Here is a 26416-nt window from a genome sequence, read left to right on the forward strand (position 1 = left end):
TACGGCTTAAATAATGTTCGAGGGGGAAAATGGTTGCGCGAGATTATAGAGATCTGACGCGCTAAAAACCAGCGTTAAGCGGCCACGACGACTCTTTTTACGTGGTTTACACTACCAGAGTACACGGAAAGTGGTATTCTCAACCCCATCGCGCAAGCCCGGGCTTGTAGTGTATTTGATTGCTAACCCCTCGATCTGCAAATGACTTTTGCAGGTGATTGTAAGGAGACTTATCGTGTCTGAACTGTCTCAATTATCCCCGCAGCCGCTGTGGGATATTTTTGCCAAAATCTGCTCTATTCCTCACCCCTCCTATCACGAAGAACAGCTCGCTGAGCACATCATGGGCTGGGCAAAAGAAAAAGGCTTACACGCGGAACGCGACCAGGTTGGCAACATTCTGATTCGTAAAGGCGCGACTGCCGGTATGGAAAACCGCAAACCGGTTGTGCTGCAGGCGCACCTCGATATGGTGCCGCAGAAAAACAACGATACCGTTCATGACTTCGCTAAGGACCCGATTCAGCCGTACATCGACGGCGAGTGGGTCAAAGCGCGCGGCACCACCCTGGGCGCCGACAACGGTATTGGCATGGCTTCCGCGCTGGCGGTACTGGCTGACGACAACGTGGTTCACGGCCCGCTGGAAGTGCTGCTGACCATGACGGAAGAAGCCGGTATGGACGGCGCGTTTGGCCTGCAGGCCAACTGGCTGCAGGCGGATATCCTGATCAACACCGACTCCGAAGAAGAAGGTGAGATTTACATGGGCTGTGCGGGGGGTATCGACTTCACCTCTGACCTGGCGCTGACCCGTGAAGCCGTTCCGGCCGGTTTCCAGAGCTTTAAGCTGACCCTTAAAGGACTCAAAGGCGGCCACTCCGGCGGCGAGATCCACGTTGGTTTAGGTAATGCCAACAAGCTGCTGGCACGCTTCCTCGCAGGCCATGCTGAAGAGCTGGATCTGCGCCTGGTCGATTTCAACGGCGGCACCCTGCGCAACGCGATCCCGCGTGAAGCGTTCGCGACAGTCGCCGTGGCCGCGGATAAAGCGGACGCGCTGAAAGCGCTGGCTAATGAGTACCAGGCGATCCTGAAAAACGAGCTGGCGGCCAAAGAGAAAAACCTGACTGTGCTGCTGGAGTCGGTTGCTAACGAGCAGCCTGCGCTGACGGCCCAATCTCGTGATACCTTTGTGCGTCTGCTGAACGCCACGCCAAACGGCGTCATCCGCAACTCTGATGTGGCAAAAGGCGTGGTGGAAACCTCGCTGAACGTCGGCGTGGTGACCATGACCGGCGACAACGTGCAGATTCACTGCCTGATTCGCTCGCTGATCGACAGCGGCAAAGATTATGTCGTGAGCATGCTGGATTCGCTGGGCAAGCTGGCCGGTGCGAAAACCGAAGCGAAAGGCGCCTACCCGGGCTGGCAGCCGGACGCCAACTCGCCGGTGATGCATCTGGTGCGTGAAACCTATCAGCGTCTGTTCAACAAGACGCCGAACATCCAGATTATCCACGCGGGCCTGGAGTGCGGGCTGTTCAAAAAACCGTATCCGGATATGGACATGGTTTCTATCGGGCCAACCATCACCGGTCCTCACTCCCCGGATGAGCAGGTTCATATCGAAAGCGTGGGCCAGTACTGGACGCTGTTGACTGAACTGCTGAAATCCATTCCGGCGAAGTAAGACAACACAGGCCCACTCCGCAGAGAGTGGGCCTTTTCTTTATAAAATGACCGAGCGAAAGCACGCCGTGCCGATTGTGGTAACCGCATCCGGGCATACCTGTCACGCGCTGTATGTGGGGTCGATTTGCCGCCGCATCAAATAATTAAGAAATTGTTCACCCCGCGCCGTCACTTCCTGTGGCTGCATAACGGTGAAGCCGTGACGCGCAAAAAAGGGCTTTGCCGTAATACTGGCCTCTACCGTATAAACGCGCTCAGGAAGCTGCCTCAATAGCGTATTGAGCAGCGCGCTGGCGACGCCCTGGCGGCTATAGTCGGGAGAGACAAATAGTAAATCGATATAGTCATCCACGGCGGTAATAAACCCGACCGGCGAGGCATCATTTATTGCCACCAGTACGCGTGACGCCGCGAGTTTTTGCCGCCAGCGGGCTTCATCAACCTGCGCCCAGGCGGCAATTTGCCGGGGGGAATAGTCGGCGCTGGCGGTCTCTTTAACGGCGCGTAAAAATAGTGCGCATAGCGCCGGAAAATCCCGCTCTTCGTACATTCTTATCGTTAACATCGTTACAATCCCAAAACGAGTTGCCGCTCCAGCTGCGGATCAAGCAGCGTCACGTGCAGCCCCACCAGCCTTACTCCCCGACCTCCGCGCCGCTCGTGCCAGGCTTTATGCGCGGTAGAAATCAAATCATCTTTATTCAGCCGGGGCCAGACATGTTCCTGGGTGGTGAGCTGAAAATCATTAAACTTCAGCTTGACCCCCTGACGGGCAATCAGCAAATCCGGTTTAACCTTCGCCAGTCGCCGTTCCAGCTCCGGGTAGAGGTTCTCAATAATCGATTCACACTCCGCCCATTCGTGGATATCTTCTATCAGGGTTCGTTCAACGCCCACCGATTTGCGCTGGCGCTCGCTGCTGATTTCTCGTTCATCAATCCCCTGGCTGCGCTCCCACAGTATCCGCCCAAATTTACCAAAGCGCTTGAGCAGCATCGCCAGATCGCTGTTCTGCACATCTTCACAGGTCCTCAGCCCCATGCTCTCGAGCTTCGCGGCGGAAACCTTGCCGACCCCCGGGATCTTCGATAGCGGCAACGTTTTGACAAACTCCGCGACCTGATGCGGCGCAATAACAAACTGACCGTTGGGTTTATTCAGATCCGAGGCGATTTTTGCGAGAAATTTTACCGGCGCAATTCCTGCGGAGGCGGTCAAATTTAGCTCACGATGGATGGTCTCGCGGATCTCCTGCGCCATCAGCGTCGCTGACCCCTGACAATGAACGCTGTCGCTAACGTCGAGATAGGCTTCGTCCAGCGATAATGGTTCGATTAACGAGGTATAGCGGGAAAAAATCTCCCGGATATGGTTCGACGCCTCTTTATAGGCGTCAAAGCGGCCGGGAAGCAGCGTCAGGTGGGGGCAAAGTTTGAGCGCGGTGGCGGTTGGCATGGCGCTGCGCACGCCGAATTTACGCGCCGGATAGTTAGCCGTACTGATAACACCGCGCTGCACCCGACTGCCGCCAATGGCAATAGGGATGTCGCGCAGTGCCGGGTTGTCACGCATTTCCACCGCCGCGAAGAAGCAGTCCATATCAACGTGGATGATTTTACGCATAGCCAAACCTTAGACTGTACATGCATACAGTATAGCAAAATACGGCGAAATTTAATCTTTTTAAATCCACTATCCTGAAAAACATGCTACAACATAAAAATGCAATAAATATAAGTTACTTTTCATATAGTTATATGAGTATATAAGGTGAATGCAATCATGAAATCAATACTTACTGCGCTTGGTTTGCTTATTGCCAGCAGCGCCTGCGCCGCGCCGCAGCTCATTGCGCATCGGGGAGGCACCGGCGATGCGCCGGAAAATACCCTTCCGGCGATAAAACTTGCGCTGGAGAATAAGGCCGAGGCGATTTGGATAACAGTACAATTAAGCCAGGATGGCGTTCCGGTCTTATATCGCCCGAGCGATCTGTCCGCGCTGACTGACCATACGGGGAAAATCTCAAGCTTCAGCGCTGCCGAGCTGACCCGTATGGACGCGGGATGGACATGGGGCGGTGAAACTCACCCCTGGCGCGGTAAAAACGCAACCATTCCAACGCTGCAATCGGTACTGGAACAGTGGCCGCAGACCTTCTTTTACATCGATATCAAATCGCCTGATGCAGATCCGGCCATCATGGCGGCGCGTCTTAGCGAAGTACTGCAAAAGACCAATAGCCTCTCGCGCGTACGAGTGTATTCAACGGAAGACCGCTATATCGCGGCGCTGCCAGCATCTATCCCCCATTTCGTCAGCCGGGGCGAAACGCGAACGAAGCTGGCTAATATTTCGCTTAGCCACCAGTGCCAGCCAACTGCGGCGTCGGGCAATGAATACTGGTACGGTCTGGAGCTGAAACGCAAGGTAGAAATAGTGGAGAAGTTCACGCTGGGCGAAGGCGTATCGCCAGCCACGCTCACCTGGGATAAAGAAGCTATGGACTGTTTCCGCTCACAGGGCAAAGCCCATATTGTCTTCTTCGGCATTAATAGTGCCGATGATTTTCGTACCGCAAGCGAGCTTGGCGCCGACGGCGTGATGGTAGACTCGCCGGCGAAAGCGAAAGACTGGTAAATCAAAAAAGGCCGCACGGTGCGGCCTGCTGATTATAGGATGCGATCCTGCTTGCGCTGCGCTTCGCGAGCCAGGCGTTTTTTGCGCGCATCGCAGGGCTCAGGACAGTCGCAGACCTTTTCCATACCCAGCGATGAGATCCCGCCGCAGCTGCCCTGAATACTTTTGCGCTTGATCAGATAACCAAGCGACATTCCCAGGATAACCAGCGCGAAAATCAGGAAGGTCGCGACAAATACCGTCAGCATCATCAGCCTCCAAAATCGTCCAGCATGATGTTTTCATCCTCAACGCCGAGATCTTTAAGCATTTTAATGACCGCGGCGTTCATCACCGGCGGCCCGCACATGTAGAATTCACAATCTTCCGGCGCCGGGTGATCGCGCAGATAGTTTTCATACAGAACGTTATGAATAAAGCCGGTATGGCCGGTCCAGTTATCTTCCGGCTGCGGATCGGAGAGCGCCACGTGGAAGGTAAAATTCGGGTTTTCCCGCGCCAGCTGCTCGAATTCGTCATCATAGAACATTTCTCGCAGAGAGCGCGCACCGTACCAGAAGCTGATTTTACGTTTGCTGTGCAGCCGCTTAAGCTGGTCGAAAATATGCGAGCGCATCGGCGCCATCCCCGCTCCGCCGCCGATAAAGACCATCTCAGCATCCGTTTCTTTGGCAAAAAATTCCCCAAACGGCCCGGAAATCGTCACTTTATCGCCCGGCTTCAGCGACCAGATATAGGAGGACATGATCCCCGGAGGCGCATCAGGTACCTGCGGCGGCGGCGTTGCGATACGCACGTTGAGCATGATGATACCCTTCTCTTCCGGATAGTTAGCCATGGAGTAGGCGCGTAGCGTTGGCTCCTTCACGTCAGAGACGTAGCGGAAAAGGTTAAATTTATCCCAGTCGCCGCGATACTCGTCCGGAACGTCAAAATCGGCATAGGCAACCTTGTGCGAGGGGCATTCGATCTGAATATACCCGCCGGCCCGGAACGGAACCGCGTCACCGTCCGGCACGCGCAGCTTCAGCTCCTTGATAAAAGTGGCTTTGTTATCGTTCGAGATAACTTCACACTCCCACTTCTTAACGCCAAAAATCTCCTCCGGCAGCTCAATTTTCATGTTCTGCTTCACCGCGACCTGGCAGGCCAGACGGCAGCCCTCTCTCGCCTCACGCTTGGTGATATGAGAGAGTTCGGTAGGCAGAATATCACCGCCGCCCTCTTTCACCGTCACCCGGCACTGGCCGCAGGAGCCGCCGCCGCCGCAGGCGGATGAAACAAAGATACCGTTGCTGGAGAGCGTATTCAGCAGCTTGTCGCCGGCCGGAGTACGAATTTGTTTATCCGCTTCGTTATTGATTTCAATGACCACGTCGCCCGCATTCACTAATTTCGAACGCGCGGCCAGTATCAGCCCCGATAGTACCAGGACGATCAGCGTGAACATCACTACGCCAAGAATTATTTCCATACTTTCCGCCCTTATAGCTGCACACCGGAGAATGACATAAAGCCCAGCGCCATCAGACCCGTGGTAATAAAGGTGATCCCTAACCCGCGCAGACCCGCAGGCACGTTTGCGTATTTCATTTTTTCACGAATGCCCGCCATCGCCACAATTGCCAGCAGCCAGCCGATGCCGGAGCCAAAGCCGTAAACGATAGATTCGGTGAAGTTATAGTCACGCTGCACCATGAAGGAGACGCCGCCAAAGATCGCACAGTTGACGGCGATCAGCGGCAGGAAGATCCCCAGCGCGTTATAGAGCGTCGGGAAGTACTTATCGAGGATCATCTCCAGGATTTGCACCAGCGCGGCAATCACGCCAATAAAGGTGATAAAGTTCAGAAAGCTTAAGTCGACGCCTTCAACCAGCGCACCGTCGCGCAGCACCAGGTTATACACCAGATTATTGATCGGCACCGCCAGCCCAAGTACGACCGTTACCGCCACGCCGAGTCCGAAAGCGGTCGAGACCTTTTTCGATACCGCGAGGAAAGTACACATCCCAAGAAAGAAGGCCAGCGCCATATTTTCAACAAACACGGCGCGGACAAACAGGCTAATATAATGAGCCATAATCGGTTACTCCTTTTCCTGCTGTTCAGGCTTCCAGCTGCGCACCGCCCAAATCAACAAACCGATAATGAAGAACGCACTGGGCGCCAGAAGAAACAGACCATTTGGCTGGTACCAGCCGCCGTTCTGCACCGTTTCCAGCACGGTAATACCGAATAGCTTACCACTGCCGATCAGCTCTCTCAGGAAACCGACGATGATTAGGATCGCCCCGTATCCCAGACCGTTGCCAATACCGTCCATAAAGCTCGCCAACGGCGGCGACTTCATGGCATAGGCTTCGGCGCGCCCCATCACGATACAGTTAGTGATGATCAAACCGACGAAAACCGAAAGCTGTTTCGAGATCTCATAGGCAAACGCGCGTAGCACCTGATCGACGACGATAACCAACGAAGCGATAATCGCCATCTGTACAATGATGCGCACGCTATTCGGAATGTGGTGGCGAATCATGGAGATAAACATGCTGGAGAATGCCGTAACCAGCGTCACCGCGATGGTCATTACAAAAGCGGTCTCCAGCTTGGTGGTCACCGCCAGCGCGGAGCAGACGCCCAGTACCTGCAGAGTGATAGGGTTATTAGCGATAAGCGGCCCCACCAGCACGCGCTTCATTTCTTTCATGTCGCCCAAATCAGCCATTATTCAGCTCCCCTTCTCGCACCTTTTGCAGGAATGGACCAAAGCCCAGTTTGCCCATCCAGAAATCAAAGCTATGCTGCACGCCGTTTGACGTCAGCGTTGCGCCCGACAGGCCATCAACGGCGTGCAGGTCGCCAGGACGCGCGCCGCCTTTGACGATTCTCAGCGCAGGCATCCCTTTATCATCAAGCACCTGTTTACCGACGAACTGCTGGCGCCAGTTGGGGTTTTCAATTTCCCCGCCCAGCCCCGGCGTCTCACCGTGATCGTAATAGGTGATCCCTTTGACCGTGCGGCCATCGGTTTCCAGCGCAACAAAAGCGTACATCACCGACCACAGGCCGTTACCGTAAATAGGCAGTACCACTTCCTGAATCTGCTGCTTTTCATCGCGCACCAGGTAAATTTCGGCAATATTACTGCGGCGTTTGATACCGGCAGGATCCTGACTCGCCTCCAGCTGTAGGCTCTGCTGAGGATCTTTCAGGGCCTGGGCCTGATTAAACTTGCCCGGATCTTTATCCAGCAGCTCACCGCTGGCTAAATCGACTAAACGCGGAGAGATATGGGCCTTAAAAATGTCAGCCACTTCATCTGCGCTCATTCCCTGCTTCATCAGACCGGCAACCGCCAGGATATTGCGCTGTTTATCGAGAGCGCGCTGCTCCTGCTGGCGTGATTTTAGCCCCACGGCAGAACCGGCGACCACAATTGAGCAGACCAGACAAAGCACCAGCACCACCAGCAGCGTTTTGCCGATGCTATCGTTACTTTTATTCTCAGCCACGCGATTTCCTCCGCTTAATATTGGCCCGCACCACCAGGTAATCAAACAGCGGCGCGAAGAGGTTGGCGAAGAGGATCGCCAGCATCATCCCTTCCGGATAGGCCGGGTTGACCACGCGGATCAGGACGCACATCACGCCGATCAGCAGGCCGTAGCTCCATTTACCTTTATCCGTAAACGACGCGGACACCGGGTCCGTCGCCATAAACATCATGCCGAAGGCAAAACCGCCGAGCACCAGATGCCAGTACCACGGCATGGCAAACATCGGGTTGGTATCAGAGCCTATAAAGTTAAACAGCGTCGCGGTGGCCACCATGCCGATGAAAACCCCTGCGACAATGCGCCACGAGGCCACGCGACCAAAAATGATGATGGCGCCGCCGATGAGAATCATCAGCGTCGAGACTTCGCCAATCGACCCCGGGATATTGCCGAGGAAGGCGTCCATCCAGCTTACCGGCTGACCGGTAGAGACGTTAACCAGCGATTCACCGCCGCCGCTTGCCCACTGGGATAACGGCGTCGCGCCGGAGAAACCATCCGCCGCAGTCCACACCAGGTCGCCGGAAATTTGCGCCGGCCAGGCAAAGAATAAAAACGCGCGCCCCGCCAGGGCCGGGTTGAGAAAGTTACGCCCGGTTCCGCCAAAAATCTCCTTGGCCATGACGACGCCGAAGGTGATCCCGCACGCGGCCTGCCATAGCGGCAGCGATGGCGGCACAATCAGCGCGAACAGAATTGACGTCACGAAGAAGCCTTCGTTTATTTCGTGCTTGCGCACGATAGCAAACAAGACTTCCCAGAACCCGCCGACAAGAAACACGGTGATGTAGATAGGCAGGAAAAATACCGCCCCCAGGGTCATCATACTGAGCCAACCGGCGTCAGCGGTGAAGTTCACCCCCAACCACTGCGCGATGCTGTAGTGCCAGTTCCCGGCGATAACCTGCTGCAGCTGCTCAGCGCCGTATAATTTATGCAGTGCAGGAATGGTCTGCAGGCCAACGTTATACATTCCCCAGAACATCGCCGGGAAAACGGCGAACCACACCAGAATCATCATCCGCTTGAGATCGATGGCGTCTCTGACGTGCGCCGCGCCGCGCGTGACCTGCCCGGGGGTGTAGAACAGCGTCGCCGTCGCTTCAAACAGCGGATAGTATTTTTCCAGCTTGCCGCCGTGCGTAAAGTGCGGCTCAATTTTGTCAAACAGTTGCTTTAAGCCCATCACTTATCCTTCCTGCTCTATCTGGGTTAACACGCTGCGCAATGCCGGGCCATATTCGTACTTGCCGGGACATACGTAGGTGCAAAGCGCCAGGTCTTCTTCATCCAGTTCCAGACAGCCCAGCGCCTGCGCGCTGTCGGTATCCCCCGCCAGCAAATCACGCAGCAGCATGGTGGGCAGAATATCCAGCGGCATCACTCGCTCATAGTTGCCAATCGGCACCATAGCCCGCTCGCCGCCGTTGGTATCCGTCGAGAAATTAAATAGCTTACGCTTCATAAAATGGCCGAGCGTGGTACGGGTGATGGAAAATTTATCTTTCCCCGGCATTACCCAGCCGAACAGCTCTTTCTCACGCCCCTCTTTTACGACGCTTATCTGTAAATGAAAGCGGCCAAGAAAAGCATGGGGCCCTTGAGCGTGCGTTCCGCTGAGGACTGAACCAGAAATAACGCGGTTTTCATCATCCAGAAGTTCATCTGCCAGCAGTTCATCAAGGCTGGCGCCAGAGCAGGTCTTTAATAAACGAGGCTCTTTCACCTGCGGGCCGCCGAGCGCAACAATGCGTTCGCTAGACAACTCCCCTTCAAGGAACAATTTGCCAACGGCGATAACGTCCTGATAGTTAAGATGCCAGACCTGCTTTTTCAGGCTAACCGGCTCGAGAAAATGGATGTGGGTCCCGACCAGCCCGGCCGGATGCGGCCCGGCAAACTGGTTGAAGGTCACCTGGCCCACGGGATGCCCGCCAAGCTTGCCACCGCTGGCCTGGCAGACGTGGACCTTACCGTCGGTCAACCGCGTCAACAGGGTTAAGCCCGCGTCAAAAGCCTCGCGCTGGGCCAGAATGATTGGCTGAGGGTCTGCCGCCAGTGGATTCGTATCTATGGCGGTGACAAATATGGCCGCTGGAACGCTGCCCGGCGCAGGCATTTTGCTGAAAGGGCGGGTGCGAAACGCCGTCCACATCCCCGACTCCACCAGCTGCTGCTGCACGGCCTCGCGCGTCAACGCGGCAAGATCGGCTAATTCATAGCGGGGAAAATGAACGGCATCATCGCCATCTACGTCAATAACGACCGATTGCAGAACCCGCCGTTCGCCGCGATGAATGGCGCTGATGGTTCCACTCGCAGGGGCAGTAAATCGCACGCCAGGATTTCTTTTATCTTCGAACAGAAGCTGACCTTTTTGTACCCGGTCGCCTTCACGCACCGCCATTGAGGGGCGCATACCGATGTACTCTTCACCCAACAGCGCAACGCGCTTGACCGCAGTCTTCGAAGAAATCTGCTGTGATGGCATGCCAGCTATGGGCAAATTCAGCCCTTTCGTGATTTTAATCATATCGTTAGCAGGTATCCGTTACGTAAACCCCGGCATCAGGCCGAGGCCAGCATAATTAATGGAAAATAAGAGGAAGAAAGGAACATCGTAGTCCTGGTGATTCACAAGACGGGAGAGAAGCATCCTTTCTTACCCTGAGTATTTAGCGGAGCAAGTGTAACATTTCGTGAGCAGCGCCTGTAGACAAACTGCCATTAAGTCGTTCTAAAATGCGAGCTATTACGCAAAGTTCTGACTGCGCTTTACCTGAATATTCGCTATAACGGAAAACTAAAACGTAAACGTGGCACGTCGTGCTTGCGAAAAAATGCCGTGATGCTAATGTGAGCGCTCTAAAACCAGAAAACTCTGATTTCGGGTCTCTCTTGCCGTCCTGGCAATGTGGTTATTTGTTTTATCAAGGAACAAGTAGTATGCGCAAAATCGCATTATTTATTGCGATGCTTCTGTTGCCGTGCGTTTCATTCGCAGGGCTACTTAGCAGTAACAGCTCGACAACGCCGATGAGCAAAGAGTATAAGCAGCAGCTCATGGGTTCGCCGGTCTACATTGAGATCTTCAAAGAAGAGCGCATGCTCGATCTTTACGTCAAGATGGGCGAAACCTACCAGCTTCTCGACAGCTACCGGATCTGTAACTACTCCGGCGGGCTCGGTCCAAAGCAGCGCCAGGGCGATTTCAAGAGTCCCGAAGGTTTCTATAACGTTTCCCGCAATCAGCTAAAACCCGACAGCCGTTTCTACAAAGCGATCAATATCGGTTTCCCGAACGCCTACGACCGCGCGCATGGCTATGAAGGAAAGTATCTGATGATTCACGGTGCCTGCGTATCCGTTGGCTGTTACGCCATGACCGATACCGGTATTGATGAAATCTTCCAGTTCGTCACCGGCGCGTTAGTCTTCGGCCAGCCCAACGTTCAGGTGAGCATTTATCCTTTCCGCATGACCGACGCCAACATGGCGCGTCACAAATTTTCCTACTTCGCGGATTTCTGGCAGCAGCTGAAACCCGGGTACGACTACTTCCGGCAGACGCATAAGCCGCCGGTGGTTTCGGTCGCCAATGGCCGCTACGTGGTGAGCAAACCGCTCAGCCACGAAGTTGTGCAGCCGCAGCTCGCGTCAAACTACTCGGTCCCCGAGGCAAAATAACGCCCACTCGCCTGGCATAATTTTATTCCAGGTTTCGTTGCCGGTAAGCGGCTGAGTGGCGATAACGGAGACCACATCATTCGGTGTGGTCTCGCGTTGAAAGTCAATTTCTACATCCTGATCCAGCAGCGTCGCTACGCCAAACGGCGCCCGTCGCGTAATCCAGTATAAATTCGTCGAGCAAAACGCCATCACGTAGCGCCCGTCGGAGAGCAGCATGTTAAAAACGCCTTTTTCACGCAGCGCTCCGGCAAGCGTGGCGATAAATCTGAATACCTCAACCATATCGCCCGGCATTTCCGGATAGCGCTCGGTGATGCTGTGCAGCAGCCAGCAGAAGGCCTTTTCGCTGTCGGTCTCCCCGATAGGATGCAGACTTCCCGTCTCGAGGCTCTCATACCCCTCCAGTTGACCGTTATGGGCGTAGGTCCAGTTGCGCCCCCATAGCTCCCGGGTAAAGGGGTGAGTGTTTTCCAGCGCAACGATACCTCGGTTGGCCTGGCGAATATGGGCGATGACCGAGCAGGACTTGATAGGATATTCCTGCACCAGCTTTGCTATGGGCGACTGGAAGCTAGGCTGCGGATCTTTAAATGTGCGACAGCCCTTACCTTCATAAAACGTAATGCCCCAGCCGTCTTTATGTGGCCCGGTTCCGCCACCGCGCTGCACCAGCCCGGTGAAACTGAAGCAAATATCTGTGGGCACATTCGCGCTCATCCCGAGCAATTCGCACATAGATCACCTCATACCACTTACTGAAACATAAAAGGCGTTATTGGTGCAGCCAGTTTGGACACGGCCAGCGCGCAGAAACCGGAGCGTACTTCATGTACGTGAGGATCTTGAGCACTGCCCGGGTTCAAAATGGCTAACAAAATAGCCTTTTAAGCTTTAACCATCTCTTTTTCGATCAGCATAATCAGGATATGAATCACTTTAATATGGATTTCCTGAATACGGTCGGCGTAGCCAAAATGCGGTACGCGAATTTCTACATCCGCTGACCCCGCCATTTTACCGCCATCTTTCCCGGTCAGAGTAATCACTTTCATCCCCTGGGCGCGGGCGGCTTCAATCGCTTTGATAACATTACCTGAATTACCGGAAGTAGAGATCCCCAGTAATACGTCGCCTGCACGACCCACTGATTCTACATAGCGAGAGAAAACATATTCATAGCCGAAATCATTGCTGACGCAAGAGAGATGGCTCACGTCGGAAATCGCAATGGCCGGATAGCCGGGGCGATTTTCACGATAGCGCCCGGTCAGTTCTTCCGCAAAATGCATCGCATCGCAGTGCGAACCGCCGTTACCGCAGGAAAGGACTTTGCCGCCAGCTTTAAAGCTATCCGCCAGCAGCACCGCAGCACGCTGAATCGCGTGAATGTTGGCTTCGTCCTGCAGAAAGTTAGCCAACGTTTCAGCGGCTTCATTCAGTTCGTTACGAATAAGATCCTGGTACATGAGGATAATCCTTCAGTATTTGTGGGATAACCCAGGCAGTTTACCGGATAGCCGACGCAGCGAGAAGCAGCACGCAATGCAATCCCCTGTGCTTTTGATTTTATGTGCCGCATTTCCGTACAACAATGTGAGCAAGGTTGTAATTATTTTGTAAACACATTGCTAAAACAAATTACATCCACTACAACCATATCATCACAAGTGGTCAGACCTCCTACAAGACAGGGAGCATTTCTCTATGATGATTTTGAGTATTGTTGCAACCGTTGTTTTACTCGGTGCGCTCTTCTATCACCGAATCAATCTGCTGCTGAGCAGCGCGATTTTGCTTGTCTGGACCGCCGCGCTCGGCGCTGCGGGGCTGTGGAATATCTGGCTGCTGATTCCGCTGGCGATCGTTTTACTGCCGTTTAACCTTGCGCCGATGCGTAAATCCATGATTTCAGTCCCGGCGTTCCGCGCTTTCCGTAAGGTCATGCCGCCGATGTCGCGCACCGAGAAAGAAGCGATTGACGCTGGCACAACCTGGTGGGAAGGCGATCTGTTCCGCGGTAACCCCGACTGGCAGAAACTGCATAACTATCCGCAGCCGCGCCTCACCGCTGAAGAACAAGCCTTTATTGACGGCCCGGTCGAAGAAGCCTGCCGTATGGCGAACGACTTCGAAATTACCCACGAGATGGCCGATCTGCCGCCGGAGCTGTGGGCCTATCTGAAAGAGCATCGCTTCTTCGCGATGATCATTAAGAAAGAGTACGGCGGGCTGGAATTCTCCGCCTACGCGCAGGCTCGCGTCCTGCAAAAGCTGTCGGGCGTCTCCGGGATCCTGGCGATTACCGTCGGCGTGCCGAACTCATTAGGCCCGGGCGAGCTGCTGCAGCATTACGGTACAGAAGAACAGAAAAACCACTATTTGCCGCGCCTGGCTCGCGGCCAGGAGATCCCGTGCTTCGCGCTGACCAGCCCGGAAGCGGGTTCAGATGCCGGCGCCATTCCGGATACCGGCGTCGTCTGCATGGGCGAATGGCAGGGCCAGCAGGTGCTGGGTATGCGCCTGACCTGGAACAAACGCTATATCACCCTTGCGCCTATCGCCACCGTACTGGGGCTGGCGTTTAAACTCTCCGATCCAGACCGCCTGCTGGGTGGAGAAGAGGAGCTGGGCATCACCTGCGCGCTCATCCCCACCAGCACCCCCGGCGTTGAAATCGGGCGTCGCCATTTCCCGCTGAACGTTCCGTTCCAGAACGGCCCGACCCAGGGGAAAGATATTTTCGTTCCTATCGATTACATTATTGGCGGCCCGTCGATGGCCGGCCAGGGCTGGCGGATGCTGGTTGAGTGTTTATCCGTGGGACGCGGCATCACCCTGCCGTCAAACGCTACCGGCGGCCTGAAATCCGTCGCCATGGCTACCGGCGCCTACGCGCACATTCGCCGCCAGTTCAAAATCTCTATCGGTAAAATGGAAGGGATCGAAGAACCGCTGGCGCGTATCGCAGGCAACGCCTACGTAATGGATGCCGCCGCCTCGCTGATTACCTACGGCATTATGCTTGGCGAAAAACCAGCGGTACTGTCGGCAATTGTGAAGTATCACTGTACTCACCGTGGTCAGCGTTCCATTATTGACGCAATGGATATTACCGGCGGTAAGGGCATTATGCTCGGCACCGGAAACTTCCTGGCGCGGGCCTATCAGGGCGCGCCGATCGCCATCACCGTTGAAGGGGCGAATATCCTGACCCGCAGCATGATGATCTTCGGCCAGGGTGCGATTCGTTGCCATCCGTACGTGCTGGATGAAATGGCGGCCGCGCAGAATAACGACGTTAACGCTTTCGACAAGCTGCTGTTTAAACACATCGGGCACGTGGGCAGCAATAAGGTACGCAGTTTCTGGCTGGGCCTGACCCGCGGTCTCACCAGCAGCTCGCCGACCCGCGATGCCACTCGTCGCTACTATCAACATATGAACCGACTGAGCGCCAACCTGGCTCTGCTGTCCGATGTCTCAATGGCGGTACTGGGCGGTAGTCTGAAGCGTCGTGAAAGAATTTCTGCGCGTCTGGGAGATGTGCTGAGCCAGCTCTACCTGGCGTCGGCGGTCCTGAAACGCTATGACGATGAGGGGCGTAACGAAGCGGACTTACCGCTGGTTCACTGGGGGGTGCAGGATGCGCTGTATCAGGCCGAGCAGTCGATTGACGATCTGTTGGTGAACTTCCCGAATCGTCTGGTCGCTGGGGCGCTTCGCGTGGCAATCTTCCCGACCGGACGTCATTACCTGGCGCCTTCAGACAAGCTGGATCATAAGGTAGCGAAAATCCTGCAGGTTCCGAGCGCGACGCGTTCGCGTATCGGCCGCGGTCAGTATCTGACGCCGAGCGAGCATAATCCGGTTGGCCTGCTGGAAGAAGCGCTGCTTGATGTTATGGCAGCAGACCCTATCCACCAGCGCCTGTGCAAAGAGCTGGGCAAGAATCTGTCGTTTACGCGTCTTGATGAACTGGCCCGCAACGCGCTGGCAAAAGGGCTAATCAATCAGGACGAGGCGGACATCCTGGTCCGTGCGGAAACCAGCCGACTGCGCAGCATTAACGTCGACGATTTCGCCCCGGATGAACTGGCGACCCGCCCGGTAAAGCTGCCGGAGAAAGTGCGCAAGATCGAAGCGGCTTAAAAACGAAAAAATAAACCCATCACGATCGAGGCGGGGACTTCCCCGCCTCTCTTTTTTCTGACAATTCAGCGGAAGGTATTTCCAGGGCTGTCATTCTTTTACAAAATATTCCCTGAGCCGTCCATCGGCTGATATGGTGTTAAAGTCATTATAATTCCTCTCATCATACTGGAGTTCACCACCGTGCCCGGACTGAAAATTACCCTTTTACAACAACCGCTGGTGTGGATGGACGGTCCCGCCAACCTGCGCCATTTCGATCGTCAACTGGAAGGGATTACCGGGCGTGACCTCATTGTTTTACCCGAAATGTTCACCACCGGTTTCGCGATGGAAGCAGCAAAACAGTCGCTGTCGCAAGAGGAAGTGGTAGCCTGGATGGAGGCTAAAGCCGACCAAACCAACGCGCTGATTGCCGGTAGCGCCGCGCTGCAAACGGACCGTGGTCCGGTTAACCGCTTCTTGCTGGTTGAGCCCGGCGGTAAAATCCATTTCTATGACAAACGCCACCTGTTTCGCATGGCGGATGAACATCATCATTACGCAGCGGGTAACGAGCGGGTCATTTTTGCCTGGCGCGGCTGGAGAATTCTGCCGCTGGTATGCTACGACCTGCGCTTCCCCGTGTGGTCACGCAACCATAACGACTACGATTTAGCGCTGTATGTTGCCAACTGGCCCGCCCCGCGCTCAATGCACTGGCAGTCGCTGCTGGTCGCCAGAGCTATCGAAAATCAGGCTTATGTTGCCGGATGCAATCGCGTCGGCACCGATGGCAACGGACACCATTACCGGGGCGATAGTCGGATAATCACGCCGCAGGGTGAGATTATCGCGACGGCCGAACCGCATCAGGCGACTCGCCTGGATGCTGAGCTTTCGCTGACGTCGCTAAAAGAGTATCGCGAGAAGTTTCCGGCCTGGCAGGACGCTGATCCCTTCACGCTCAGCTAAAGCCAGACTGGCAGGGGAGCCCAGGCTCCCTTTTTATGCCTCAAACCAGCGCTATCCCGCCCGCTCGCCCCAAAGCCCTGCAGGTAAACGCCCGCAGCGCGGAACGAGAATATGAATGCTGTTAACGCCAGGCTCGCGGGCAAACGTTGTCAGACCGGCGCAACGGATGGCTGGCGAAGACGGGGAAGAGAATGTGTTCTGCAGGCTAAAACGACGAAAGCCTGAATCATTGCTGATTCAGGCTTTCTGAATAGTGGCGGAACGGACGGGACTCGAACCCGCGACCCCCTGCGTGACAGGCAGGTATTCTAACCGACTGAACTACCGCTCCACTTACTGTTCCCTTGGGAACGAGGCGAATATTACGGATTCCCCTCTACTCCGTCAACGCTTTTTCTTCATTTTTGAATCGCTTGCTGCAAAAATCACCCAACAGACTATTTTTAGCGCGTTTATGGGTAAATCAGGCCCGCCACAGGCAGCTTCCGCCTTTCTTTTGCACCAGATCGAGCCGCGACTCGTGGTTCATCAGCTCTTCATCAGAGGCGTAAACCACCCGTAATTTGCTGGCGGCGCGCACAACGCGTTGAATGCCCATTTCTCCGGCCTGCTGCTGCCCTTCCCCTTCCATTGAGAAAGCCATCGTCGTCTGGCCACCGGTCATCATCAGATAAACGTCGGCCAGAATCTGGGCATCGAGCAACGCCCCGTGCAGCGTTCGCTTGCTGTTGTCTATTTCATAACGTGAACAGAGGGCATCAAGGCTGTTACGCTTGCCCGGGAACATTTTACGCGCCAGGGCCAGGCTATCGGTTACCTTACAAAAGGTATCCGTCTTCGGAATGCCGCGATTTAGCTTAGCAAATTCATAGTCCATAAAGCCGATATCGAACGATGCGTTATGGATGACCAGCTCCGCGCCGCGGATATAGTCGAGAAACTCATCGACCACATCACCAAACGCGGGCTTATCCATCAGGAATTCGTCCGCAATACCGTGGACGCCAAACGCTTCAGGATCAACCAGCCGGTCCGGCTTTAAATAGACGTGGAAGTTGTTTCCGGTCAGGCGGCGGTTGATCACCTCCACCGCACCGATTTCAATTATCTTGTGCCCTTCATAGTGCGCACCAATCTGATTCATACCGGTGGTTTCGGTATCGAGAACGATCTGTCGCGTAATTGCAGTGCTCATAGCGGTCATTTATGTCAGACTTACCGTTTTACGTATCGATTTCAATTACAGGAAGTCTACCAGAGATGCTCAAACAGGTAGAAATTTTCACCGATGGTTCTTGCCTGGGAAATCCAGGTCCTGGCGGCTACGGTGCGATTTTACGCTATCGCGGGAAGGAAAAAACTTTTAGCGAAGGCTTTAACCTTACAACGAACAACCGCATGGAGATGATGGCCGCCATCGTCGCCCTGGAAGCGCTGAAAGAACATTGTGAAGTGATCCTCAGTACCGACAGCCAGTATGTGCGTCAGGGGATTACGCAGTGGATCCACAACTGGAAAAAACGCGGCTGGAAAACGGCCGACAAGAAACCGGTAAAAAATGTCGATCTCTGGCAGCGCCTGGACGCCGCGCTGGGTCAACACAAGATAAAATGGGAATGGGTTAAAGGCCATGCCGGACATCCGGAAAACGAACGTTGCGACGAACTGGCGCGCGCGGCGGCATCTAACCCAACCCGGGACGACATCGGTTATCAGGCAGAAAGTTAATTCTGCCCCTTGCGCCACTGACGCGTGGCGCCTACCGCCTGCGGTATCCGTTTTTTTGCTTTGCCCGATTTCATCGGGTTTAGCGTCAATGGGATAGTGCGTTTACGGGCAACAATGAGCTGCAGACATCCCAACGCCGGTAGATGCGTGCTGAGCATTTTCCCCCCGTGGCGCGACCAGGGAAGGACCTGATAGCCTCCGTAGTGCATAACTTCAAAATTCAGCAACCCCAGCCAGTCCATCTGACGCGTTAAGGTGAACATGCGGCTGTTATAGGGGGGCTTATTGCGTAACACCGGCACCAGTTTACGTAACCCCATCAGGCTTACAGGATTAAAACTGGTTAAAATTATCCAGCCATCGTCAATCAGCACCCGGTCCGCTTCCCGCAGCAGTCGATGCGGATCGCTGCACCACGGTAAGGTATGCGCCAGCAGGCAGGCATCTACCGACTTTTCGGCAAAAGGCAAATGCAGCGGATCGGCCTTTACCTGCACAGGATTCCCCTGCAAAGAGACATTCACCTGATGGGAAATCGCGCAGGCTTCGGTATTGATTTCCGCGCTCAGATTGCCAATCTTAAGTAAATGAAAGCCATATAATTTAGCGAGCCACGGTTTCATCTGCCGTTCCAGCGATTCGCGGTAGTATTCGCCCCACGGCATGCTGGACCAGTGCTCTGGCGCTGTAACTGTATGAGGTATCCTTGCCGGCTTCATCGCAACCTTCCGCTACGCATTAGAGGTAATTTATGAATCTTATCAGTATTCCCGCATTTCAGGACAACTACATCTGGGTTCTTAGTGAAGATAGCGGGCGCTGCCTGATAGTCGATCCCGGAGAAGCCGCGCCCGTGCTCGCCGCCATCGAACAAAACCGCTGGCAGCCGGAAGCTATCTTGTTGACGCATCACCACCGCGACCACGTTGGCGGCGTTAAACAACTGCGGGAAAAATTCCCGAACCTGGTGGTTTACGGACCGGCAGAAACCCAGGATAAGGGCGCAACCCACGTCGTGAAGGACGGAGATAGCCTCACTGTTTTGGGCCGCGAATTTTCTATTTTTGCCACGCCAGGTCACACTTTAGGACACATCTGTTTCTACAGCGCACCTTATCTATTTTGTGGCGATACAATGTTTTCCGGCGGCTGCGGCAGACTATTCGAAGGGACCGCAGAGCAGATGTATCAATCATTTAAGAAGATTAGCGCCCTTCCTGACGAAACATTAATATGTTGCGCACATGAGTACACTTTAGCAAACATGAAGTTTGCAATAAGCATCCTTCCCCATGATAGGGAGATAAACGATTACTACCACAAAGTTAATGAGTTACGTGCAAAAAACCAAAAAACACTCCCCGTAACTCTGAAAAATGAGCGTCTTATTAATTTATTTCTTCGAACGGATGATGATGATTTAATTAAAGAAATAGACAAAGAAACAAATTTGCAACACTCTATTCAGCGATTTGCCTGGTTAAGGTCAAAGAAAGACGACTTCTGATATTTAATTCTTGTCTTCAGACGACTTCACCGTTATCCTTGCTCGTCTTTTAAGCAACTATTGACACACACATGAAGGCACGAGCGATTTTACTCGCCTCTGTCCTGCTGGTGGGGTGCCAGGCGTCTAAGAACGATGGCACCGTACAACAGCACGCACAGAGCCTTTCTGCAGCGAGTCAAGGGGAAGCAAGCAAGTTCACAAGTCGAGCGCGCTGGTTAGATGATGGAACCTTCTACGCGCAAGACCAGGATCTGTGGACTTCAATAGGCGACGAGCTAAAGATGGGAATTCCGGAAAACGTCCGGATTCGCGAACAAAAACAGAAGTACTTAAGAAATAAGAGCTATCTCCACGATGTAACTTTACGGGCAGAGCCGTATATGTACTGGATAGCCGGGCAAGTTAAGAAACGTAACATGCCAATGGAACTGGTATTACTACCCATAGTGGAGAGCGCTTTTGACCCGCACGCAACGTCTGGCGCCAATGCCGCAGGCATTTGGCAGATCATTCCGAGCACCGGGCGCAATTATGGTTTGAAACAGACCCGCAGTTACGATGCGCGTCGTGACATCGTTGCCTCAACCACGGCAGCGTTAAACATGATGCAACGTCTGAACAAAATGTTCGACGGCGACTGGTTGTTAACCGTCGCTGCCTATAACAGCGGCGAAGGTCGGGTAATGAAGGCTATCAAAGCGAACAAATCACGGGGTAAACCCACCGATTTCTGGTCGCTGTCATTACCACAGGAAACCAAAATATACGTACCAAAAATGCTGGCCCTGAGCGATATTCTCAAGAACAGCAAGCGGTATGGCGTAAGGTTGCCGACAGCAGACGAAAGCCGTGCCCTGGCGCGTGTACGTCTCGACAGTCCGGTTGAGATTTCACAGCTAGCGGATATGGCAGGAATGCCCGTCAGCAAGCTGAAAACGTTCAATGCAGGCGTTAAGGGGTCGACTCTGGGCGCGAACGGGCCGAATTACGTACTGGTACCGCAGAAGCATGCGGCGCAACTGCGTGAGTCTTTGGCCTCCGGTGATATTGCCGCCGTGCAGCCGACGCTGCTGGCTGATAACAAGCCGTTGACCAGCCGCAGCTACCAGGTGCGCTCCGGTGACACCATCTCCGGCATTGCATCGCGTCTCGGCGTATCAACGAAAGATCTGCAGCAGTGGAACGGTATTCGCGGTTCTAACCTGAAGGTCGGTCAGAATCTGGTGATTGGCGCAGGCAGCAGCGCTGAACGTCTGGCAAACAATAGCGATAGCATTACCTATCGCGTGCGTAAGGGCGACTCTTTGTCGAGCATTGCGAAACGCCATGGCGTGAACATTCGCGATGTGATGCGCTGGAACAGCGATACCGGCAACCTGAAACCTGGCGATCAGCTGACGCTGTTTGTGAAAAACAGCGACAGACCGGAATCCTGATGATTCAGCAGGCATTAAAAAAGGCACCCATGCGGTGCCTTTTGTTTTATCTCTGCGTTAGATGGCCTTATGGGCCTCAAACATAATCGTATCGCTGGTGAAAGAACCATCCTGCTGCAATGCAAAATAGGCTTTGACCTCCGCCGATGCGCTCTCCTGGTATAAACGAATCGCTTCCGTCAGCGCCTCTGGCGTCCGCATCCGCGCGACCCAGGAGCTGAACTCCAGAGGCAGGCGATCGGTCAGCAGATGATTTATCACCAAACCGGCCTCACTCGCCATTGTCAGCCATTCGCCGCTGGAGTAGTTGCGAACATGGGAGGTATCGCGCAGCGCCTCAACCGTCTGCAGCCAGACGTCGCGAACAGGATGGCCGGGCGACATCACATCCATAATAATCATCACTCCGCCCGGTTTCAGCACCCGCTTCACTTCACGCAATGCCTGGCCAACATCATGCCAGTGATGCGCAGAATAACGGCTGATCGCGACATCAAAGCTGGCATCAGCGAAAGGCAAAGATTCGGCATAGCCCTGCTGCGTGGCAATATTAGCAAAACCTTTATCCCTTGCGGCCTGAGCCACCACCTCCAGCATCTGGCTGGATAAATCATATGCCGTTACCTGGGCAACCTGCCCTGCCGCCGCAAAGCTGGCGTGTCCGGCACCGCATCCCATATCCAGCACGTGGGCCTGAGGGAAGTCCGCCAGCCGTTCGGCCAGTCGCTGCAGATCGCGCCCTGAAGCGTGTACGGCACTGCTCAGGTAGGCGCTGGCCTGTGAGCCAAACTGTTTTTCGACGTTGTCATGATGAGAGCGTGTTGTCATTGCATTGTCCTTCGGTTTTTTGAGTAATAAAGGCAGCACCATGCATACGCAGGCCTGCCCCATGGCAGGCCTGACATACCTTAATTAATCAGGCTTGCCGGGACTGAATTCAACTAGTAGCGGGTTGTGGTCGGACGCGCGGGTCACCAGCACGGAAGCATCGTGCACGCTTAACCCCCGGTAGAACACAAAATCAAGCGGGCGGCCAAAAGTACGGCGGCGCTGATCGTCAGAGAAGCGGACTTCGCGCAGCGACATTTCACGCGCAAAGCGATACAAAGCGTTCATTCGCGGACGACTCCAGGCGTTAAAGTCACCCGCCATTATCACCGGCCCGCTGTGATGGGCAATCTGGTCGCCAATCGGCAGCAGCTGCTTGCTGTAGACATCCACGCCAAGACTAAAGTTGACCGCGTGGATATTTACCACCATCAGCAGCCGGGTATCCGGTAACGGGTAAACGGTGACCAACGCTGACTTTGCCAGCCGCAGGATAGGCTCGCGCTCGCGCAGTGGGCAGCAGTAAATGGGGTGGGCGGAAGCTAACGTCATCACGCCGGAAGGATGCTGCGGAAGCACCAGTGCCGGAACCTGGTCAGCGGCCAGATAATTGGAGGTGGCGAATTTCACTAACTCAGGCGTGGTTTGCGCTTCCTGTAATAACACCAGGTGCGCATCTTTACCGAAATTATTAAGCACGGATTTCCACTCTGCGCGCTGCTGTTTAAAGATGTTCCACACCAGCACGCGGATTTTCTCATCCGAACTTAACGGTACCCCGGCCGGAAAAGCCGGAGTCATGCCAGCAAACGACCCCGGAGGTAAGATTCTCTCCGCGGGTTGTCCGGCGACGTAGCGCATGGCATAGGTATTCTTTCGCAATTTAGGCATCAAACCTCGATAACAGGAAACCAGCCCGAGACTGCAGCTGGTCCTTCTGTTATAGGGATTTTTGTATACACTTTCAATGCAATTTGCCAGAAACCTTTATCCTTCTACGGAAAGAACCGTAGCACAGCGCTGAGGCTTATCGAGCCGGCCGCTAAGAACCACCAGCAACAGCGCGACCAGAACTATCAGCGCGCCAATCCAGGGCGTCTGATCCAGACCATAATGTTCTACCGTCTGCCCACCAATCACCGATCCTAAGGCAATCCCGATGTTAAAGGCGGCAATATTCAGGCCTGAGGCAACGTCAACCGCGCCTGGAGTATACTGCTCCGCTTTCTGCACAACGTATACCTGCAGACCCGGAACGTTACCGAATGCGAAGATGCCCATCACCAGTACCGTCGCCAGCGCCGCATACTGAATGCTGGCCGTAAACTGAAAGATCAGCAGTAAAGCAACCAGGGCGGCAAAAATCAGCTTCAGCGCGGGCACGGCGCCATGCTTATCCGCCAGCTTTCCGCCCCATACGTTGCCCACCGCTACAGAAACACCGTAGCCCAGGAGGATCCAGCTAACGGCCGCCGGGCTAAATCCGGCAAGATCCTGCATCATCGGCGCCAGGAAGGTAAAAGCGGTGAATACGCCGCCATATCCCAAAGCCGTAATGGCATAGATTATCAGTAAACGGGGATGAGTCAGAACCTGGAGCTGGGCGCGCAAACCGGCGCTGACACGACCGGGAATGTTATTCGGCACCAGGATAAGGCTGCTCATTAACGCGATTACGCCAAGGATCGACACGGCAAGGAACGTCTCGCGCCAGCCAAAGTGTTGGCCGATAAAGGTGCCCAATGGTACGCCGGTCACCAGCGCAACGGTCAGACCGCCAAACATAATCGCAATCGCCGAAGCCGCTTTCTCTTTCGGGACCAGGCTGGTCGCAATTGTCGATCCGATCGAAAAGAATACCCCGTGCGCCAGTCCCGTCAGCAGGCGTGCCAGCACCAGAGTTTCATAACCCGGCGCCTGCCAGGCCAGTAGGTTACCGGCGGTAAACAGCGCCATTAACGCCAGCAGCAGTTGCTTACGTGGCATACGCCCGGTCAGCGCGGTGAGCACCGGGGCGCCAATCGCCACGCCGAGCGCGTAGATAGAAACCAACAGCCCCGCAGAGGGTAGCGAAATAGCGAGTTGTTCTGCAATGGTGGGCACCAGGCCCACAATGACAAATTCGGTCGTGCCAATAGCAAAGGCACCGATAGTTAAGGCAAGTAGCGCCAGCGGCATAATGTACTCCGTATCAACATGATTAAGATGACACGTAGTATGAAGAGATGCTTTAATAACAAAAATAGCCAAAGTATCAATAGAATTTTGCCACAGGTGCAATAATGAGAGCTACCTCAGAAGAAATCGCCATTTTTGTCGCCGTGGTCGAGAGCGGCAGCTTTAGCCGCGCAGCGGAACAGCTAGGTCAGGCCAATTCCGCCGTCAGCCGGGCGGTGAAAAAGCTGGAATCAAAGCTCGGCGTGAGCCTGCTTAACCGTACGACCCGTCAGCTAAGCCTGACCGAAGAAGGAGAGCGTTATTTCCGTCGCATGCAGGTTGTGCTTCAGGAGATGGCCGCTGCCGAAAATGAACTTCTGGAGAGTCGTACGACGCCAAGAGGACTATTACGGGTTGATGCCGCGACGCCGGTGATACTGCATTTTCTGATGCCGTTGATAAAACCCTTCCGTGAGCGTTATCCAGAGATGAGCCTTACTCTGGTCTCGTCCGAAACCTTTATCAATCTGATTGAGCGGAAAGTTGACGTCGCGATCCGCGCCGGCACGCTGACCGATTCCAGCCTGCGCGCCAGGCCATTGTTTAATAGCTACCGCAAAATAATCGCTTCACCGGACTATCTCGCTCGCCATGGAACGCCGCAAAGCGTCGCTGAGCTAAAAAATCATCAATGCCTCGGTTTTAGCGAACCTGCTTCATTGAATACCTGGCCAGTCTCCTGCTGCGATGGCCAGCTGCTGGAAATCGAAAGCGAGATATCTTCCAATAGCGGAGAAACGCTCAAGCAGCTGTGCCTGGCCGGTAACGGAATCGCCTGTCTGTCGGACTATATGGTGGATAAGGAAATTGCTGAAGGGGCGTTTGTCGAGCTGCTGGCTGATAAACGGCTGCCGGTTGAAATGCCGTTTAGCGCGGTTTACTACAGCGACAGAGCCGTAAGCACGCGGATCAGAGCCTTTATCGACTTTCTTAGCGAACATGTAAAACAGCTCCCGAAGGAGCTGTAAGAGGGTTGTAGAGTACAGAGGGGGATTAGATTAGTCCCATTCAGGCGCCAGACCGTCCGGGCTAACCAGACGATCGTTGCAGTCCAGGGCGGCGATCGCCTGGCGATCGTCTTCATCAAGCTGCAGATCCTGAGCTTTAAGGTTGCTTGCCAGGTTTTCGCGCCGCGTCGAAGACGGAATTACCGCATAACCTTCGCCCATTGCCCAGGCCAGGATAACCTGTGCCGGCGTGGCATTATGTTTCGTCGCAATACGTGCAATCACTTCATCTTTCAGCGCCTTACCGTAGGCCAGCGTCATGTAAGAGGTGATATGAATATCGTGTTCACGCGCCCAATCAACCACTTTGCGGTTCTGCAGGTACGGAGAGAGTTCAACCTGGTTGGTTGCAATATTCTCTGCGCCAACGGCGGCAATTGCCCGCTCCATCAGCGGAATGGTGAAGTTAGAAATACCAATCTGACGGGTCAACCCCTGCTTTTTCGCTTCCAGCAGCGCGGCCATAAACTCTTCGACGGCAACGGCATCGTTTGGCGACGGCCAGTGGATTAACGTCAGGTCGACATAGTCAGTCCGCAGCTTCAGCAGGCTCTCTTTCAGGCTGGCGATCAGCTTGTCTTTGCTGAGATTTTCAATCCAGATCTTGGTGGTGATGAACAGTTCATCGCGCGCAACGCCGCTTTCAGCAATAGCCTGACCCACAGCAGCTTCATTATCATAGATTTGCGCGGTATCAATGGTGCGATAGCCCAGCTCAAGCGCCGTTTTTACAGATGCAATAACCACGTCATCTTTCAGACGGAAGGTCCCAAGGCCAAATGCAGGGATTGTCATGATTTTCCTCTTTATTCATTCATATCGGTTAACGAGGGTAATTATGACCAACGAGAGGATTGAGAAAAAGAGCGCTAAACGCAGAGGATTTTTGCTAAAAAAGCAATAATAAAGCGACAGGCAAAGAAAAAGCCCTGAGCAAATGCTCAGGGCTTTTAATAAGTGGCGGAACGGACGGGACTCGAACCCGCGACCCCCTGCGTGACAG

At 54.3% G+C, this 26416-nt stretch carries 26 protein-coding genes and 1 tRNA gene; 9 read left to right on the forward strand and 18 right to left on the reverse strand.

Translation table 11 applies throughout. The features are described 5' to 3' along the window. Positions 1-235 precede the first annotated feature (235 nt). Positions 236-1693: a cytosol nonspecific dipeptidase gene (gene pepD, locus ABLV30_RS28025; RefSeq protein WP_025107264.1), complete on the forward strand. Its 1458-nt coding sequence runs from the start codon at positions 236-238 to the stop codon at positions 1691-1693. A gap of 102 nt (positions 1694-1795) precedes the next feature. Here pepD and ABLV30_RS28030 read toward each other — a convergent pair whose 3' ends face one another. Together ABLV30_RS28030 and dinB are read right to left on the reverse strand one after the other, a co-directional pair. Next, positions 1796-2260 carry a GNAT family N-acetyltransferase gene (locus ABLV30_RS28030; protein WP_025107265.1) on the reverse strand — a complete coding sequence of 155 codons (465 nt, stop codon included), beginning with the start codon at positions 2258-2260 and terminating at the stop codon, positions 1796-1798. A 2-nt stretch (positions 2261-2262) separates the two neighbouring features. Further along, complete coding sequence (dinB, locus tag ABLV30_RS28035; protein ID WP_025107266.1) at positions 2263-3318, reverse strand: DNA polymerase IV; 1056 nt, start codon at positions 3316-3318, stop codon at positions 2263-2265. 159 nt (positions 3319-3477) lie between these two features. On the opposite strand from dinB, the gene ABLV30_RS28040 reads away from it, so the two are divergent. After that, positions 3478-4335 carry a glycerophosphodiester phosphodiesterase family protein gene (locus ABLV30_RS28040; protein WP_128696730.1) on the forward strand — a complete coding sequence of 286 codons (858 nt, stop codon included), beginning with the start codon at positions 3478-3480 and terminating at the stop codon, positions 4333-4335. A gap of 32 nt (positions 4336-4367) precedes the next feature. On the opposite strand, the gene nqrM is transcribed toward ABLV30_RS28040, so the two are convergent. The 7 genes from nqrM to ABLV30_RS28075 are packed head-to-tail and all read right to left on the reverse strand — an operon-like array spanning position 4368 to position 10427. Next, positions 4368-4583, reverse strand: a complete 216-nt coding sequence (gene nqrM / locus ABLV30_RS28045) for a (Na+)-NQR maturation NqrM (protein ID WP_177952267.1) — start codon at positions 4581-4583, stop codon at positions 4368-4370. A gap of 2 nt (positions 4584-4585) precedes the next feature. Further along, positions 4586-5809 carry an NADH:ubiquinone reductase (Na(+)-transporting) subunit F gene (gene nqrF / locus ABLV30_RS28050; protein ID WP_004847931.1) on the reverse strand — a complete coding sequence of 408 codons (1224 nt, stop codon included), beginning with the start codon at positions 5807-5809 and terminating at the stop codon, positions 4586-4588. Positions 5810-5820: 11 nt separating this feature from the next. Continuing rightward, positions 5821-6417 (reverse strand): NADH:ubiquinone reductase (Na(+)-transporting) subunit E, encoded by a 597-nt coding sequence (gene nqrE, locus ABLV30_RS28055; protein WP_004847929.1) that lies wholly within the window; start codon positions 6415-6417, stop codon positions 5821-5823. Positions 6418-6423: 6 nt separating this feature from the next. Continuing rightward, positions 6424-7062 (reverse strand): NADH:ubiquinone reductase (Na(+)-transporting) subunit D, encoded by a 639-nt coding sequence (locus tag ABLV30_RS28060; protein WP_004099162.1) that lies wholly within the window; start codon positions 7060-7062, stop codon positions 6424-6426. Continuing rightward, on the reverse strand, positions 7055-7849 hold the full coding sequence (locus ABLV30_RS28065) for a Na(+)-translocating NADH-quinone reductase subunit C (RefSeq protein WP_004847924.1): 795 nt from the start codon (positions 7847-7849) through the stop codon (positions 7055-7057). The genes ABLV30_RS28060 and ABLV30_RS28065 overlap by 8 nt, the downstream gene beginning before the upstream one ends. Further along, the gene (locus ABLV30_RS28070) at positions 7842-9080 is read right to left on the reverse strand and encodes an NADH:ubiquinone reductase (Na(+)-transporting) subunit B (protein WP_025107269.1); all 1239 of its coding nucleotides are present in this window, start codon (positions 9078-9080) and stop codon (positions 7842-7844) included. The genes ABLV30_RS28065 and ABLV30_RS28070 overlap by 8 nt, the downstream gene beginning before the upstream one ends. Before the next feature lie 3 nt (positions 9081-9083). After that, positions 9084-10427, reverse strand: coding sequence for a Na(+)-translocating NADH-quinone reductase subunit A (locus ABLV30_RS28075; protein ID WP_265800746.1), 1344 nt, complete (start codon positions 10425-10427; stop codon positions 9084-9086). A gap of 413 nt (positions 10428-10840) precedes the next feature. Here ABLV30_RS28075 and dpaA point away from each other — a divergent pair, with 413 nt between their 5' ends. Next, on the forward strand, positions 10841-11581 hold the full coding sequence (dpaA, locus tag ABLV30_RS28080; protein ID WP_014228031.1) for a peptidoglycan meso-diaminopimelic acid protein amidase: 741 nt from the start codon (positions 10841-10843) through the stop codon (positions 11579-11581). Here the strand turns inward: dpaA and ABLV30_RS28085 are convergent. Together ABLV30_RS28085 and lpcA are read right to left on the reverse strand one after the other, a co-directional pair. Beyond that, the gene (locus tag ABLV30_RS28085; RefSeq protein WP_004847917.1) at positions 11552-12319 is read right to left on the reverse strand and encodes a class II glutamine amidotransferase; all 768 of its coding nucleotides are present in this window, start codon (positions 12317-12319) and stop codon (positions 11552-11554) included. The two genes, dpaA and ABLV30_RS28085, sit on opposite strands and share 30 nt — an antisense overlap. Positions 12320-12468: 149 nt before the next feature. Beyond that, on the reverse strand, positions 12469-13050 hold the full coding sequence (lpcA, locus tag ABLV30_RS28090; protein ID WP_004099149.1) for a D-sedoheptulose 7-phosphate isomerase: 582 nt from the start codon (positions 13048-13050) through the stop codon (positions 12469-12471). A 238-nt stretch (positions 13051-13288) separates the two neighbouring features. On the opposite strand from lpcA, the gene fadE reads away from it, so the two are divergent. Both fadE and ABLV30_RS28100 read left to right on the forward strand, forming a co-directional pair. Continuing rightward, complete coding sequence (fadE, locus tag ABLV30_RS28095; protein WP_049082024.1) at positions 13289-15733, forward strand: acyl-CoA dehydrogenase FadE; 2445 nt, start codon at positions 13289-13291, stop codon at positions 15731-15733. 183 nt (positions 15734-15916) lie between these two features. Further along, positions 15917-16687, forward strand: coding sequence for an amidohydrolase (locus tag ABLV30_RS28100; protein ID WP_014837467.1), 771 nt, complete (start codon positions 15917-15919; stop codon positions 16685-16687). A 254-nt stretch (positions 16688-16941) separates the two neighbouring features. Here the strand turns inward: ABLV30_RS28100 and ABLV30_RS28105 are convergent. Together ABLV30_RS28105 and dnaQ are read right to left on the reverse strand one after the other, a co-directional pair. Next, positions 16942-17018: transfer RNA gene (locus tag ABLV30_RS28105), tRNA-Asp, on the reverse strand. Between the two features lie 132 nt (positions 17019-17150). Further along, entirely contained in the window at positions 17151-17882 is a 732-nt protein-coding gene (dnaQ, locus tag ABLV30_RS28110) for a DNA polymerase III subunit epsilon (RefSeq protein WP_025108466.1), read from the reverse strand. Between the two features lie 65 nt (positions 17883-17947). On the opposite strand from dnaQ, the gene rnhA reads away from it, so the two are divergent. Then, positions 17948-18415 (forward strand): ribonuclease HI, encoded by a 468-nt coding sequence (gene rnhA / locus ABLV30_RS28115; RefSeq protein ID WP_004129160.1) that lies wholly within the window; start codon positions 17948-17950, stop codon positions 18413-18415. On the opposite strand, the gene ABLV30_RS28120 is transcribed toward rnhA, so the two are convergent. Then, positions 18412-19134: a class I SAM-dependent methyltransferase gene (locus tag ABLV30_RS28120; RefSeq protein ID WP_004847912.1), complete on the reverse strand. Its 723-nt coding sequence runs from the start codon at positions 19132-19134 to the stop codon at positions 18412-18414. The two genes, rnhA and ABLV30_RS28120, sit on opposite strands and share 4 nt — an antisense overlap. Positions 19135-19166: 32 nt before the next feature. On the opposite strand from ABLV30_RS28120, the gene gloB reads away from it, so the two are divergent. After that, positions 19167-19922 carry a hydroxyacylglutathione hydrolase gene (gene gloB / locus ABLV30_RS28125; protein ID WP_046878642.1) on the forward strand — a complete coding sequence of 252 codons (756 nt, stop codon included), beginning with the start codon at positions 19167-19169 and terminating at the stop codon, positions 19920-19922. Positions 19923-19993: 71 nt separating this feature from the next. Continuing rightward, positions 19994-21361, forward strand: a complete 1368-nt coding sequence (gene mltD / locus ABLV30_RS28130) for a murein transglycosylase D (RefSeq protein WP_004129156.1) — start codon at positions 19994-19996, stop codon at positions 21359-21361. Positions 21362-21418: 57 nt separating this feature from the next. Here mltD and ABLV30_RS28135 read toward each other — a convergent pair whose 3' ends face one another. The 3 genes from ABLV30_RS28135 to ABLV30_RS28145 form a co-directional block, all read right to left on the reverse strand. Then, positions 21419-22189, reverse strand: a complete 771-nt coding sequence (locus tag ABLV30_RS28135) for a class I SAM-dependent methyltransferase (RefSeq protein ID WP_014228023.1) — start codon at positions 22187-22189, stop codon at positions 21419-21421. An 84-nt stretch (positions 22190-22273) separates the two neighbouring features. Further along, entirely contained in the window at positions 22274-23071 is a 798-nt protein-coding gene (locus tag ABLV30_RS28140; protein WP_025108464.1) for an endonuclease/exonuclease/phosphatase family protein, read from the reverse strand. 105 nt (positions 23072-23176) lie between these two features. Continuing rightward, positions 23177-24367 (reverse strand): MFS transporter, encoded by a 1191-nt coding sequence (locus ABLV30_RS28145; protein WP_014228021.1) that lies wholly within the window; start codon positions 24365-24367, stop codon positions 23177-23179. 104 nt (positions 24368-24471) lie between these two features. Here ABLV30_RS28145 and yafC point away from each other — a divergent pair, with 104 nt between their 5' ends. Continuing rightward, positions 24472-25374, forward strand: a complete 903-nt coding sequence (yafC, locus tag ABLV30_RS28150) for a DNA-binding transcriptional regulator YafC (RefSeq protein ID WP_047724389.1) — start codon at positions 24472-24474, stop codon at positions 25372-25374. 30 nt (positions 25375-25404) lie between these two features. Here the strand turns inward: yafC and dkgB are convergent, their stop codons facing one another. Beyond that, complete coding sequence (dkgB, locus tag ABLV30_RS28155; RefSeq protein WP_025108461.1) at positions 25405-26208, reverse strand: 2,5-didehydrogluconate reductase DkgB; 804 nt, start codon at positions 26206-26208, stop codon at positions 25405-25407. Positions 26209-26416: the final 208 nt, after the last annotated feature.

It is taken from the genome of Klebsiella sp. CN_Kp113 (genome assembly GCF_040064585.1).
In the GTDB taxonomy this organism is placed as follows: Bacteria; Pseudomonadota; Gammaproteobacteria; order Enterobacterales; family Enterobacteriaceae; genus Klebsiella; species Klebsiella michiganensis.

Coding starts and splice junctions, on each gene's coding strand:
- lpcA (WP_004099149.1), bottom strand. CDS start 13,050: ATGTACCAGGATCTTATTCGTAACGAACTGAATGAAGCCGCTGAAACG.
- ABLV30_RS28145 (WP_014228021.1), bottom strand. CDS start 24,367: ATGCCGCTGGCGCTACTTGCCTTAACTATCGGTGCCTTTGCTATTGGC.
- nqrM (WP_177952267.1), bottom strand. CDS start 4,583: ATGCTGACGGTATTTGTCGCGACCTTCCTGATTTTCGCGCTGGTTATC.
- ABLV30_RS28040 (WP_128696730.1), top strand. CDS start 3,478: ATGAAATCAATACTTACTGCGCTTGGTTTGCTTATTGCCAGCAGCGCC.
- mltD (WP_004129156.1), top strand. CDS start 19,994: ATGAAGGCACGAGCGATTTTACTCGCCTCTGTCCTGCTGGTGGGGTGC.
- yafC (WP_047724389.1), top strand. CDS start 24,472: ATGAGAGCTACCTCAGAAGAAATCGCCATTTTTGTCGCCGTGGTCGAG.
- ABLV30_RS28070 (WP_025107269.1), bottom strand. CDS start 9,080: ATGGGCTTAAAGCAACTGTTTGACAAAATTGAGCCGCACTTTACGCAC.
- rnhA (WP_004129160.1), top strand. CDS start 17,948: ATGCTCAAACAGGTAGAAATTTTCACCGATGGTTCTTGCCTGGGAAAT.
- ABLV30_RS28030 (WP_025107265.1), bottom strand. CDS start 2,260: ATGTTAACGATAAGAATGTACGAAGAGCGGGATTTTCCGGCGCTATGC.
- nqrE (WP_004847929.1), bottom strand. CDS start 6,417: ATGGCTCATTATATTAGCCTGTTTGTCCGCGCCGTGTTTGTTGAAAAT.
- nqrF (WP_004847931.1), bottom strand. CDS start 5,809: ATGGAAATAATTCTTGGCGTAGTGATGTTCACGCTGATCGTCCTGGTA.
- dpaA (WP_014228031.1), top strand. CDS start 10,841: ATGCGCAAAATCGCATTATTTATTGCGATGCTTCTGTTGCCGTGCGTT.
- dkgB (WP_025108461.1), bottom strand. CDS start 26,208: ATGACAATCCCTGCATTTGGCCTTGGGACCTTCCGTCTGAAAGATGAC.
- fadE (WP_049082024.1), top strand. CDS start 13,289: ATGATGATTTTGAGTATTGTTGCAACCGTTGTTTTACTCGGTGCGCTC.
- gloB (WP_046878642.1), top strand. CDS start 19,167: ATGAATCTTATCAGTATTCCCGCATTTCAGGACAACTACATCTGGGTT.
- ABLV30_RS28060 (WP_004099162.1), bottom strand. CDS start 7,062: ATGGCTGATTTGGGCGACATGAAAGAAATGAAGCGCGTGCTGGTGGGG.
- ABLV30_RS28075 (WP_265800746.1), bottom strand. CDS start 10,427: ATGATTAAAATCACGAAAGGGCTGAATTTGCCCATAGCTGGCATGCCA.
- dnaQ (WP_025108466.1), bottom strand. CDS start 17,882: ATGAGCACTGCAATTACGCGACAGATCGTTCTCGATACCGAAACCACC.
- ABLV30_RS28135 (WP_014228023.1), bottom strand. CDS start 22,189: ATGACAACACGCTCTCATCATGACAACGTCGAAAAACAGTTTGGCTCA.
- ABLV30_RS28120 (WP_004847912.1), bottom strand. CDS start 19,134: ATGAAGCCGGCAAGGATACCTCATACAGTTACAGCGCCAGAGCACTGG.
- ABLV30_RS28085 (WP_004847917.1), bottom strand. CDS start 12,319: ATGTGCGAATTGCTCGGGATGAGCGCGAATGTGCCCACAGATATTTGC.
- dinB (WP_025107266.1), bottom strand. CDS start 3,318: ATGCGTAAAATCATCCACGTTGATATGGACTGCTTCTTCGCGGCGGTG.